Source organism: Pedobacter sp. B4-66, from assembly GCF_018492665.1.
Lineage (GTDB): Bacteria > Bacteroidota > Bacteroidia > Sphingobacteriales > Sphingobacteriaceae > Pedobacter.
Map to the genome: position 1 here is coordinate 341,910 of NZ_JAFVME010000010.1, position 13,094 is coordinate 355,003.

The 13,094-nt window shown below is 37.5% G+C and carries 11 protein-coding genes; 5 read left to right on the top strand and 6 right to left on the bottom strand.

Translation table 11 applies throughout. The annotated features are described in order from the left end of the window. Positions 1 to 29 precede the first annotated feature (29 nt). Positions 30 to 1,892 carry a DEAD/DEAH box helicase gene (locus J1905_RS18415; protein WP_214228722.1) on the top strand — a complete coding sequence of 621 codons (1,863 nt, stop codon included), beginning with the start codon at positions 30 to 32 and terminating at the stop codon, positions 1,890 to 1,892. Positions 1,893 to 1,966: 74 nt separating this feature from the next. Here the strand turns inward: J1905_RS18415 and J1905_RS18420 are convergent, their stop codons facing one another. The 4 genes from J1905_RS18420 to J1905_RS18435 all read right to left on the bottom strand — a co-directional run bounded on the left by J1905_RS18420 (position 1,967) and on the right by J1905_RS18435 (position 6,287). Then, positions 1,967 to 2,299 (bottom strand): hypothetical protein, encoded by a 333-nt coding sequence (locus tag J1905_RS18420; RefSeq protein WP_173091067.1) that lies wholly within the window; start codon positions 2,297 to 2,299, stop codon positions 1,967 to 1,969. Between the two features lie 45 nt (positions 2,300 to 2,344). Beyond that, positions 2,345 to 3,343: an NAD(P)H-dependent glycerol-3-phosphate dehydrogenase gene (locus J1905_RS18425; protein ID WP_214228723.1), complete on the bottom strand. Its 999-nt coding sequence runs from the start codon at positions 3,341 to 3,343 to the stop codon at positions 2,345 to 2,347. An 82-nt stretch (positions 3,344 to 3,425) separates the two neighbouring features. Then, positions 3,426 to 4,766 (bottom strand): efflux RND transporter periplasmic adaptor subunit, encoded by a 1,341-nt coding sequence (locus tag J1905_RS18430; RefSeq protein WP_214228724.1) that lies wholly within the window; start codon positions 4,764 to 4,766, stop codon positions 3,426 to 3,428. Between the two features lie 69 nt (positions 4,767 to 4,835). Further along, positions 4,836 to 6,287 (bottom strand): TolC family protein, encoded by a 1,452-nt coding sequence (locus J1905_RS18435; RefSeq protein ID WP_214228725.1) that lies wholly within the window; start codon positions 6,285 to 6,287, stop codon positions 4,836 to 4,838. 202 nt (positions 6,288 to 6,489) lie between these two features. Between J1905_RS18435 and J1905_RS18440 the strand changes: the two genes are divergently transcribed. The 3 genes from J1905_RS18440 (at position 6,490) to J1905_RS18450 (ending at position 10,359) form a co-directional block, all read left to right on the top strand. Next, complete coding sequence (locus J1905_RS18440; RefSeq protein WP_214228726.1) at positions 6,490 to 7,107, top strand: polysaccharide deacetylase family protein; 618 nt, start codon at positions 6,490 to 6,492, stop codon at positions 7,105 to 7,107. 289 nt (positions 7,108 to 7,396) lie between these two features. After that, positions 7,397 to 9,673, top strand: a complete 2,277-nt coding sequence (locus J1905_RS18445; RefSeq protein WP_214228727.1) for an aconitate hydratase — start codon at positions 7,397 to 7,399, stop codon at positions 9,671 to 9,673. 248 nt (positions 9,674 to 9,921) lie between these two features. Further along, positions 9,922 to 10,359: a DoxX family membrane protein gene (locus J1905_RS18450; protein WP_214228728.1), complete on the top strand. Its 438-nt coding sequence runs from the start codon at positions 9,922 to 9,924 to the stop codon at positions 10,357 to 10,359. Positions 10,360 to 10,382: 23 nt separating this feature from the next. Here the strand turns inward: J1905_RS18450 and J1905_RS18455 are convergent, their stop codons facing one another. Next, entirely contained in the window at positions 10,383 to 10,790 is a 408-nt protein-coding gene (locus J1905_RS18455) for a putative signal transducing protein (protein ID WP_214228729.1), read from the bottom strand. Positions 10,791 to 10,932: 142 nt separating this feature from the next. On the opposite strand from J1905_RS18455, the gene J1905_RS18460 reads away from it, so the two are divergent. After that, positions 10,933 to 11,613, top strand: a complete 681-nt coding sequence (locus tag J1905_RS18460) for a tetratricopeptide repeat protein (protein ID WP_214228730.1) — start codon at positions 10,933 to 10,935, stop codon at positions 11,611 to 11,613. A 137-nt stretch (positions 11,614 to 11,750) separates the two neighbouring features. Here J1905_RS18460 and J1905_RS18465 read toward each other — a convergent pair whose 3' ends face one another. Continuing rightward, positions 11,751 to 13,091 carry a GH1 family beta-glucosidase gene (locus J1905_RS18465; protein ID WP_214228731.1) on the bottom strand — a complete coding sequence of 447 codons (1,341 nt, stop codon included), beginning with the start codon at positions 13,089 to 13,091 and terminating at the stop codon, positions 11,751 to 11,753. Positions 13,092 to 13,094 lie beyond the last annotated feature (3 nt).

Genomic DNA, 13,094 nt, shown 5'->3' on the forward strand with positions numbered 1-13,094 from the left:
TTACCTTTGCGGCTTAATAAATAATATACATGATAAACCCATTTAGTAAATTGGGGATAAGTGATGACGTTGTTAATGCTGTAAAGGATTTAGGTTTCGAAAATCCAACACCTATTCAGGAACAAAGTATTCCTGTGCTGTTAGAGGGCAATAACGATTTTGTTGGTTTGGCCCAAACAGGAACAGGAAAAACAGCCGCATTTGGTTTGCCGCTGTTAGAATTGATAGACTTTAAAAGCAATAAGCCTCAGGCATTGATTTTATGCCCTACCAGAGAGCTTTGCCTGCAGATTACCAGCGACATCAAGAATTTCTCAAAAAACATCTCTGGAGCTAATGTAGTTGCCGTTTACGGTGGCGCAAACATTATGCAACAGTTGCGTGAAATTAGAAACGGTGTACAAATTGTAGTGGCTACACCCGGCCGTATGTTGGACATTATTGGCCGTAAGGCTATAGATTTCAGTAATGTGAAATTTGTAGTTTTAGATGAGGCTGATGAAATGTTAAACATGGGCTTCCAGGAAGACATCAACGACATATTGTCAACAACTCCTGACGACAAAAAAACATGGTTATTCTCTGCAACTATGCCTCCAGAGGTTAGAAGAATAGCTAAAAACTACATGGATCAGCCAGTTGAGCTAACCATGGGAACAAAAAACACAGGTAACGTAAACATTGAACACGAATACTATATTGTTCGTGCAAGAGATAAATACGCTGCTTTAAAACGTATTGTTGATTTTAATCCAGAAATTTTTGCAGTAGTATTCTGTAAAACCAAATTGGATACTCAAGACGTTGCTGAACACTTAATTAAAGATGGCTACAATGCTGATGCATTGCACGGAGATCTTTCTCAGCAACAACGTGACAAGGTTATGCAACGTTTCCGCGATCGTAACATGCAGTTGCTTATTGCTACTGACGTTGCTGCCCGTGGTATCGATGTAAATAACGTTACTCACGTAATCAATTACTCTTTACCTGACGAAATTGAAAGTTACACTCACCGTAGTGGCCGTACCGGTCGTGCTGGTAAAACAGGTGTTTCTATCTGTATCGTTAACTCTAAAGAAATTGGTAAAATCCGTCAAATTGAAAGAATCATTGGTAAACAGTTTACTAAAGCTGAACTTCCTACAGGTTTTGATGTTTGCGAAAAACAATTATTTGCTTTAGTACACAAAGTTCACAATGTTGAAGTAAACGAAAACCAAATCGAGCAGTACATGCCTCGTATTATGGATGAGTTTGCTGAACTAAGTAAAGATGAGGTAATTAAACGTTTTGCATCTTTAGAGTTTAACCGCTTTTTAGAATATTACAAAAATGCACCTGATCTTAATTCATCTGCTGATGACAGAGGTGAGCGTGGTGAACGTGGAGAAAGAAGTCACAGAGGTAGCGATGGTTACACCCGTTTATTCATAAACTTGGGTTCTGTTGATGATTTCACAAGAGGTGATTTATTATCTTTTGTATGTAACAACGGTAAAATCAGCGGTAAAAGCATTGGTAAAATCGACTTAAAAGGTGTTTATTCATTCTTTGAGGTTGAAGATGCAACTGTTGAGTCATTATTCAGCAACTTTAAAGGAGTTGAATTTAACAACCGTGGTGTAAGAATCGAAAAAACTGCTGACAGTGATGGCGGTGGTCGTAGTCGTGGTGGTTCAGGCGGTGGTAGACGCGAAGGCGGAAGCTACGGTGGTGGAAGACGCGAAGGCGGAGAGAGAAGAAGCTACGGTGGTAGCGGCGGCGGAAGACGTGAAGGTGGAAACAGCGGTGGTGGTTTCAGAGATTTCTCTGGAAGAAGCCGTGAGGATAGAGGTGCAGGTGGAAGTGGAAGACGCGAAGGCGGAAACGACAGAAAACGCAGATCTTAATTTACAGATCTTCTTAATATAAAAATGCCCTTCAGAAATTCTGAAGGGCATTTTTATTGCTTTAATATCTTTTCTTATGGTTTTACAGGTCTTTCTTTAATCTGAGAAGCTTTAAGATAAATCTTAGCCCCTTTTTTATTGATATAGTATTTTTTGTTTTTACCGTCAATATATACATCTGTTCCATCCGGAGCCATTTTTCCTTTATAAACCTTATCAACCACTTTAGAACTACCCTTTACAGCAACCTCTGCAGTTTTATTACCAACTTTAGTCGCTGTTTTACCAATGGCTTTGCCTGTTTTATCAAGCACCGATTCCTTCTTCTTATCTTGTGCGTTACTACTAAAAGAAACTGCTGCACATAGAGCGAGTGCTAATAAGCCTGTTGCAAATTTTGTTTTCATAATTACATGTTTCTATAAAAACAACTACAGCCACAATTTGTTTTTCTAGTTCAACTGCTCAGTAAGCAAACGCATTTCAATATGAGGAGAATGCTTTTCGTACAAAATAGCATAAACTGCCCTGCAAATAGGCATATCAACCTTATACTTTTTATTTACATGGTGCATAGAATTTACCGCATAATAACCCTCAGCAACCATATTCATCTCTAATTGTGCAGATTTCACGGTATACCCTTTGCCTATCATATTTCCAAAGGTACGGTTACGACTAAATTGAGAATACGCCGTTACCAGCAGATCTCCTAGATAGGCTGATTCTTTAATATCTCTCGAAATAGGATGAACAGCATCTACAAATCTCTTAATCTCTCTAATCGCATTCGATATTAAAACAGCCTGAAAATTATCCCCATAGCCTATACCATGGCAGATTCCGCTGGCTACAGCATAAATATTTTTCAGAACAGCAGCATACTCAGTACCAAAAATATCATCTGAGATATTAGTTTTAATATATCTTGTGCTTAAAAGTCTTGCAAAAGTTACTGCAAGATCCAGATTAGTAGAGGCTATTGTTAGATAAGACAATTTCTCTAAAGCCACCTCTTCAGCGTGACAAGGTCCGCTTATTACTACGATATCCTCATAGGAGACATTATATTTCTGATTTAGGAATTCGCCAATAATTAGATTCTCATCAGGCACTATCCCCTTAATGGCAGAAATGATCTTTTTGTCCTTTAATTGCTCAGGGGTTATCCCATCTAAAGTTGCTTTTAAAAAAGCTGCAGGCACATTTAAAATGATGTATTCGGCCTTTTCAATAATATCCGCAATATTATCTGAGATATTATCTTCAGGAATCCTGATTTCAACAGAACTCAGATAATTTGGATTATGCTTATATTTCTGTAAGTGAACTATTGAATCCTGATTCCTCATCCACCAATAAATTTCCTTTGCAGTGAAATTATCTGAAAGCATTTTTATGATTGCAGTAGCCCAACTACCGCCACCAATCATTGCAACTTTAGGTATCATAATTTATAAATAAAAAGCCCCGGCTTATTGTTTTAAACCGGGGGCAATTTACTTATTTTAAATGACTGATATTGCTTACTTTCTATTTAGGAGCGGCAAACAATTGATCCTTAGTGGTTTTTTCTACTTTCATACCATCCTTTAATCTGTTTTGAATTGCAGAGTATGGACCTGTTACCACTTCCTGATTCGCTTTAAGTCCAGATTTGATAATGATATATTGATCATTTTGAATCCCTGTAGTAACCTCAGTACGTTTTACTGTGCCATTATTAAACACATAAACATATTGTTTAACGGTTTTATCAGAAAGTTTAGATTTCTGCTTATCTGCATTTTCATCATTGTCAGCAGGCTTATCAGATTTAGTCTTATCTTCTGTGAATACAGATTGAATTGGAATAGCCAAGCCCTTTACCGACTCACTTTCGATATCAACAGTTGCCGACATACCTGGTCTGAATGGAGAAGGAAGATCTTTGGCTCCAGTTTTAATATTACTGTACGATTCGGCCAGAATGCGAACCTTAACATTAAAATTTGTTACCTGATCAACAGAACTTGTTGCAGCACCAACATCTTTAGATGAGCTTGCTATTTCAGTTACAATACCTTTAAATTTAGTATCTCCAAATGCATCTACCTCTATAATCGAGCTATCTCCAACATTAACCCTATTAATATCATTCTCATTCACATCAACGTTTACTTCCATTGATGACAAATTAGAAATACGCATAATCTCAGTACCGGCCATTTGAGCTGTACCAAGAATACGATCTCCCAATTCAACAGATAATTTAGAGATTACCCCATCAACAGGGGCATAGATAGTCGCTTTAGCAAGATTTGCGCCTGCTTCTTTAACATTAGCACCACCTTCAGCTAAACTATATTTAGCACCAGTAACCATAGCTTTCAATCTTGCAATATCAGCTAAGGCAGAGAAATATTGTGCTTTAGCAGCATCAAATTCCGAGGCCGAGATCACTTTTCTGGTATAGAGCTCCTGACTTCTTTTATAAGAAGCCTCAGTATTATCAAAGTTCGCATTCGCTTGTTTCAATTGTTGCTCTGCAGCCACAACCTGAGCTTTTTGAGTGTTGTTTGAAGCAACAGCTCTTTCAAATCCAGATTGAAGTACATCTGGTCTAACTTTGATCAACAATTGGCCTTTTTTAACCACATCGCCTTCTTTAACCAAAAGCTCAGTAACCTCACCCGACACTTCAGAGCTTAGTTTCACTTCGGTTTCAGGCTGTACCTTACCACTGGCAGTAACAGTTTCAATAACTTTCCTATCAGCAGCCTTTTCAATCGTCACCTTCTCGGTCTTATCACCTCCTATTAAGCCGGTAAATTTTGCTCCAGCCAGCAGGACAATGATTACGCCTATTACAATTAGTATCGGTTTTAGTTTCATTTCAATTTATTTATTTTTCATTATTTATGGTCCAGACTCAGTAAATCGTGCGAATTTATGATGCTGCTTCTAGAAAACTATTTGCTGACCTAAGTAATAATCAATAACTTTTGCTTTGAAAAGTAAATCATACTTAGCCCTAATCATATCTATTTCTGCTTTATTCTTATTTGTTAATGAGGTGTTGTAATCTAAAGAGTTAACTAAACCAACATTATAGCGTTGCTCTATTACTGAAAATGCCTCTTTTCTGGCAGTAAAAGTATTGGTTGTCGATTCGAACGTACCACTTGCAGCTTTCAAATCAGCAACGGCCTGATAAATAATTTTATTCAAATTATTCTTAACCAACTGTTCTTCAGTCTGATTCTGCATATAAGCTATTTTCGCTTTTCTTACTGTTGATCTTGCAGAGAAACCATTAAAAATCGGAATCTGTAAGCTCAACCCAACATACTGACCAAAGTTATCTTGAATCTGATTCTTAAATTTGTAATTTTCTGTAAGGGTAGTAAAGTCTGGAGCTACTACTCTTGTTGTAGTGCCCTCTACTACTCCAATCACTTTGTCTTCCTTAGGTATAACACCAACTATTGATTTTCTACCGCTTGAATAATTAGTACTCAATCCGGCTCCAAATGATAAACTCGGGTAATAATTACCTTTTGCTATGTCCATTCCTCTTTTGGAAGCTTCAGTTTTTAAAGCCGCCAATTTAATATCAGGAAAAACACTTAGTGCCGAGCTATATACTTCATCGGGATTAACACTAGTTAATGGCTTGCTAAAACTTTCCAATAGAGGAGCCTTAACATCATACTTTGTCGCCGAAGGAATATCCATTAACTGAGCCAACGTAAGGTAAGAAATTGACAAAGAATTTTCAGCAGTAACCACATCAAGATCAGCGGTAGCGACCTGCGCCTTAGCCTCAGCAAGATCAGCAAGGGTCTTATTACCTACATCCAAAAGCTCTTGCTGTTGCTTAAGCTGCTGTTGAGCAACCGACAACTGTTGTTTTGCAGCTACCAAAAAATCCTTATTGTATAGAATGTCTAAATAAGAGGTAATCACCTTTAAAATCAAGTCATTCTTAACTTTAGCGGTATTGGTTTTATCAGCATCCAATAAAATTTTGTTTTGTTTTATTTGATTTAACTTTTGAAACCCTTGAAAAACATTAATACTGGTTGACACCCCTCCATTAAAAGAAGAAAACTGCTGACTGTTGAACTGATTTGTTGAAGGATCGACACTTCGTCCGTAATTTATATTATAGCTCCCATTACTATTTAACGTTGGTAAAAGAGCATTTTTTGATTGCTTAAAATTCTCATCAGACAAACTTTCGCTTAATTGAGATTGTTTAACCTGAAGGTTATTATGTAAAGTTTCATCTATTGCTTGTTGTATCGTAATGATTTCCTGAGCGTTAGTTTTTTGCACAAAACCCGTAATAAACATAAAGGATAGTGCCAATGTAACTTTAGGTAATGTACTATAAGGGATAATTTTTTTCATAATTTAATTTTCACTGAGATTCGATTCTCTTTTTAGTTGTGAAACTAATTGAGCATTCTCAAACGGTTTCACAATATTAATATAAACAACTTATTCATTTTGTAAATTTTCGGGTACAACAACCTTATTTTCTCATCCTCCATTTTTCTTCTATTTGACTTAAAAGAAGCCAATAAAATTAAAATTTTCTCTAAGTTTGGGCATGTACCTGATAAAATCCCCGCTTTTATTAAAATGGTATTACCCATCATTAACCTGGCACAAGAGCCGGGATCAAAAAGTTATTTATTTAACCTTTGACGATGGACCTATACCAGATGTTACAGACTTTGCATTAAAAACTTTAAAAAGCTTTAATGCAAAAGCAACATTCTTTTGCATCGGAGATAATATTCACAAACATCCTGATATTTTTGAGAAGATAAAGAACGACGGCCACCGCATCGGCAACCATACTTTTAACCATTTAAAAGGATGGAAAACGCCGGATGAAATATACACCAAAAACTTCCAAAAGTGTCAGGAAATAACTAACACAAATTTATTTCGTCCGCCTTACGGCAGAATTAAAAAATCTCAGGTCACCAGCATCAGAGCACTAAACCCTGAAACCCAGATCATCATGTGGGATGTACTAAGCGGTGATTTTGACATCAACCTTGCCCCTCACAAGTGCTACAACAATGTGATAAAACATACTGCCAACGGATCAATTGTAGTTTTTCATGACAGTCTGAAAGCCTACGACCGAATGAAATATGCATTACCCAGAGTGTTGAAACATTTTTCTGATCTTGGTTATCGTTTCGATTCTCTTTAATTTTTCATGATCGGAACAGCTAAGCTTAGGCCAAAACGCAAATCCACCACAACACACTAAAAAACAACACATTATAGCAAACACAAAACACAAAGGTGTTCAAAAACGAACAACACTGTTCAAAAATGACCGCCTCTATTTTGTAAAGATTTAAACGAATAATCAGCCAACATTATTTAGAATAGGTATAAATAATATAATGATAAGCAGATGATGTCCTACCCCTATTTTTTTTTGTAAATTCGCTACAAATAATAAGAATAACTTACCCTTTTAACACATATTATCAATGGCTTTTGATATAGAAATGATCAAAAAGGTGTATGCAAACTTTGGCCCCCGCGTTGAGGCGGCTCGTAAATTAGTAGGCAGACCTTTAACACTCTCAGAAAAAATTCTTTACACCCACCTTTGGGATGGAAATACAAATACCGCTTACACAAGAGGTACTGATTACGTAGACTTTGCTCCTGACCGTGTGGCCATGCAAGATGCTACTGCACAAATGGCTTTATTGCAATTTATGCAGGCAGGCAGACCAAGGGTTGCTGTTCCTTCTACCGTTCATTGCGATCACTTGATCACGGCAAAGAATGGTGCTGAAATTGACTTACCAGCTGCAAACACTGAAAGCAAGGAAGTATTTGACTTTTTAGCTTCAGTTTCTAACAAATATGGTATTGGTTTCTGGAAACCAGGTGCAGGTATTATTCACCAGGTTGTTTTAGAAAACTATGCTTTCCCAGGTGGAATGATGATAGGTACCGACTCTCACACTGTAAACGCAGGTGGTTTAGGTATGGTTGCAATAGGTGTTGGTGGTGCTGATGCTTGCGATGTAATGGCAGGATTACCATGGGAACTAAAATTCCCTAAACTAATTGGTATTAAACTTACCGGAAAATTAAGTGGATGGGTATCTGCAAAAGATGTTATTCTTAAAGTTGCAGGCATTCTTACCGTAAAAGGTGGAACAGGTGCAATTGTTGAATATTTCGGCGAAGGCGCAACAAGCATGAGCTGTACTGGTAAAGGAACCATTTGTAATATGGGTGCTGAAATTGGTGCAACTACTTCAACATTTGGTTACGACGAGAGCATGGAGCGTTACTTACGTGCTACCGACAGAGCTGAAGTTGCCGATGCTGCAAATGCAATTAAAGAACACTTAACCGGCGATGCTGAAGTATATGCAGAGCCTGAAAAATACTTCGATCAAATCATCGAAATTAACTTATCTGAACTTGAGCCTTATTTGAATGGTCCATTCACTCCAGATTTAGCAACTCCTATCTCTAAAATGAAAGAAGTTGCTGCTGCTAACGGATGGCCAATGAAAATCGATGTAGGATTGATCGGTTCATGTACCAACTCATCGTACGAAGATATTTCTCGTGCAATCAGTATTGCAAAACAAGTGTCAGAAAAAGGTTTAACTGCTAAATCTGAATACTGTATCAATCCTGGTTCTGAGCAAATCCGTTACACGATTCAACGTGATGGATTCTTAGACGTATTCAAAAGCATCGGAGCTAAAGTATTTACAAACGCTTGTGGACCATGTATTGGTATGTGGGACAGAGTTGGTGCTGAAAAGCAAGAGAAAAACACTATCGTACACTCGTTTAACCGCAACTTCGCAAAACGTGCTGACGGTAACCCTAATACTTTTGCTTTTGTTGGTTCTCCGGAATTAGTAACAGCATTAGCTATCGCAGGTGATTTAAGCTTTAACCCATTAACAGATACTTTAACTAACGATAAAGGCGAACAAGTAAAACTTGATGCTCCAACTGGATTTGAATTACCTACTCAAGGTTTTGCAGTTGAGGATGCAGGTTATCAGAAACCAGCTGAAGACGGAAGTAAAGTAGAAGTACTTGTTTCTCCAACCTCACACAGGTTACAATTACTTGATCCATTTACCCCATGGGAAGGCACAGACCTTAAAGGCCTTAAGTTGTTAATTAAAGCAAAAGGAAAATGTACTACTGACCATATCTCAATGGCTGGTCCATGGTTAAAATTCCGCGGTCACTTAGATAACATTTCGAACAACATGTTAATCGGTGCTGTAAACTACTTTAACGAGAAAACTGACTCAGTTAAAAATGAACTTACTGGTGAGTATGGTCCTGTACCGGCAACCCAAAGAGATTATAAAGCTGCAGGTTTAGGTTCTATCGTTGTTGGTGATGAAAACTATGGTGAAGGATCAAGCCGCGAGCATGCAGCTATGGAGCCTCGTCACTTAGGTGTACGTGCTGTATTGGTAAAATCATTTGCCCGTATCCACGAAACAAACCTTAAGAAACAAGGTATGCTTGGCTTAACCTTTGTTAACAAAGAAGATTACGATAAAATATTAGAAGGTGATGTTATCGATATCATTGGATTAACAACATTCACTCCTGATGTTCCGCTTACTTTAGTATTAAACCACGCTGATGGAACTAAAGAAGAAATATCTGTTAATCACAGTTATAACGAACAACAAATCGAATGGTTCAAAGCAGGTGGTGCATTGAATATCATTCGTAGAGAAGCAGCAGCAAAAAACACTTAGTATTTTAATACTAAGTAGCCGAAATACTACGTTGCTGATATCTCAGTAAAATATACCAAATACAGAAAAGGCCTGAATTAGGATTCAGGCCTTTTCTGTATTTGGTTCAGTTTTGTACTACTAAGGTAATGATTCTACTAGCTAAAACCATTTACTCAACTCCGTTTGATGGTAAAGTCTTTGTTTCAGCATTAAAGGTGGAAATGATTAATTTTTTTAGTAAATTCATTTAACTAAATACTAAGATTATGAATGTACTCACTAAAGTTCAAAACTGGGGTAATCATCATCACCCAAAATGGCTCGACTATTTTAGGATTCTTTTAGGCCTTGTACTTATCTGGAAAGGCATTGCATTTGCATCAAATTTACAAGCCTTTACCAACATGATGAAAGACGCCATGCTAGGGGTAGCAGTATCAATTAGCCTAATGGCGCACATCATTATTGTGCTCCACATCATCGGCGGAATACTGATTGCAATAGGCTCGCAAACGCGCTTATTTTGTGCACTCAACTTACCTATACTTATCGTGGCTGTTTTCTTTGTTAACCTAAGAGCAGACATATTTAGACCATATGCTGAGTTTTGGGTATCATGTGTTGTCCTAATCGGCTTAGTTTGCTTTTTAATTGAAGGAAACGGAGTATTGTCTGTAGAACGCGAAAAAAAGACGGTTGTTTAATTGATATTGGCTTTTAATTGAAGCTAAAACTCATGTCCGCAATCAAAGCAATGATAAGTTTTCTTAACATGAAAAGGATAAACCATCAGTGCAAAGGAAACTATCATTGTTAGCAGGCCAAATCTCTTTTTAGTAGCCTGTACAAAGCCTACATGATTTGAACCACAGTTAGGACAAACCTCAACTCCTGGCTCAGTTTCCTCCTGTGGTAACTGAACATTTTCGTCTTGCAGAATGCATTTTGCCATAGGGATGTCCTTTTCAAAAACATGCAACCTAACCCCTCCATAAGCCTGAGTATACAAAGGATTTAATGTGATTGAATTCTCATCAGATAAAAAACATTGAACACCACTATCCAACAATCGTGCTTTCACAATATTGGCCTCAATTGGATTGTAAAAAGTTGTTAATACTATAATTTTATCCACTTAATCTCCTTTGGCAATAAATATACTGAAAAGTAGCTAAATTGGACTATTTTGGACAAACCGACAAGAAAACTAGCTGTAATAATTTAGTGATTTCCTATATTAGCTCAGCTTTTAAAAGCAAAGCCAAATATATCCAATCATGAACACAACCATTAAACCTTACCTGTTAGCAGCTTTATTTCTTACCAGTGCATTCGTATCCTGCAATCAATCAGAAAAAACAGGAGATCAGCGATTCGACCAAAAAGCGGTTGTACTTAATGATAGCGCAGTTAAGATACAGATGAATTTTATTAGCCGAAACATATCTAAAGATTCAGTTTTAAAAGTAGCTAGCCTCTGGAAACAGGCCATAAAAATTGATCCTACTTATCAAATTGCATACTTGAACCTGTGGAATTTCAATAACTCCATGCAACTGTTTAATGAAAATATCCCCCTATCTTCTGATTGGTTAAAAAACCAGCCAAACAATCCGGATATTTTAATAAAACGAGGATTAATATACGAACAGCTAGGCAAAACCGACCTATCAAATAAGGATTATGAGGCAGCACTACAGATTATTTCGGCCAAACCTGCACCTGCAATAAACAAAGACATGACCCAGGAACAAATTGCTGAAGCAATTTCAAGAGCCTTCAATATTTTTATAATTAAAAAAGATAGTAAAGAACCATTGGAAGTGCTAAGTAAATTACAAGCACTCTTCCCAAAAGACACTAAAGTTGAATCGGGATATGAAGCGCTTAAAAGTAGCACAAGAGCGGAGTATATAAATACGGTTTTAGGTCAGGATGGCTTACTTGCTCATACGTAAAATAGTTCGTAGTAAGTCCATGTTGAGTCCATGGTAAGTCCATGTCTAGTCCATGTTTTCCCTGAAAAAAGGTGGACTTACCATGGATCCAACCTTTGATCAATCTGGAGCAACACAAACTCTCATCTAGCACTTGGTTAAGTTGTTTTTAAAAATTGTTGAAACCAATAACCGGAATCTTTAATGGTTCTGTGTTGAGTTTTAAAATCTGTATGAACCAGTCCAAAACGTGCATTGAAACCCTCTGCCCATTCAAAATTATCCATCAATGTCCAGGCCATGTATCCTGAAATATTTAACCCTTCATTTTTAGCCTTTAGCAAGGCAGCTAAATAAAGCTCAAAATAAGCTATCCGTTCCGGATCGTGAACATGACCACCGGAAAGCTTATCATGATATGCTGCCCCATTTTCGGTAATCATTAACTTCTTAATACCTGGATAGGAAGCAAATTGTTTGATTATATTATAAAAACTATCGGCGTTTATTTCCCATCCCATTGCGGTATGAGGTTTCTTTCGGCTTTTTGCCTTTACTTCCCATGCTTGTAAAACAGGAATAAACGCATTGTATTTTATAGTTAGCGGGAAATAGTTTTGCAAACCAATAAAATCGAAGTCAAAAGTTAGGCGTTCGGTATGTCGCCAGGTAGAATGCTGAATAGAAAACTTCTCCATCAAATCCCAATCCGCTCCTGGATAGCCCATTCCGAGTGTTGGTTCAATAAACAACCTGTTCATTAAACAGTCTATCCTTTTAGCGGCTGTTACATCGGCATCGCTTTGCGTATAAGGCATAACCTCTGAGCAAGAGAAGCTGGTACCAAGATTAGCATTCTGAACTTCAGCCCTTAATATTCGTCCGCCATCGGCTTGTGCTATTGCGGTATGATGAACGGCTGAAAAGAAATTGGTTAAACCTGTTTTTCCGGGGGCATGTATGCCCAGCATGTAGCCAAGCGAGGTAAACCCGAAAGGTTCATTTAAAACTATCCAGTTCTTAACCTTATCACCATATTCCTTGGCGCAGATAGATACAAAGTTATTAAAGGAATCGTTGACGCTGTAAGCGGTCCACCCTCCTTCTTCTTCCAATGCATCTGGTAAATCCCAATGGTAAAGAGTTACATAAGGGATTATGCCATTAACGAGGCACTCATCAATCACATTGTGATAAAATAAGATACCTTCTTTATTTATTTCGCCTTTACCGTAAGGAAGGATTCTGGGCCAGGAGATTGAAAACCTAAAAACGGAGAAACCAAGTGTTTTAACAAGCGCAATATCCTCTTTGTACTTATGATAAAAATCGCAAGTCTGTGTAGGCTGATGTCCTCTTTTTATTTTGCCTGATCTTTTAGAGAAGGTATCCCATATTGATGGGCCTTTACCATAACCGTCTGCAGCACCTTCAATTTGCGCCGCAGCCGCTGCTACACCCCATAAAAAATCGGCTCCAAAATCAGACGCTTTAATCATACT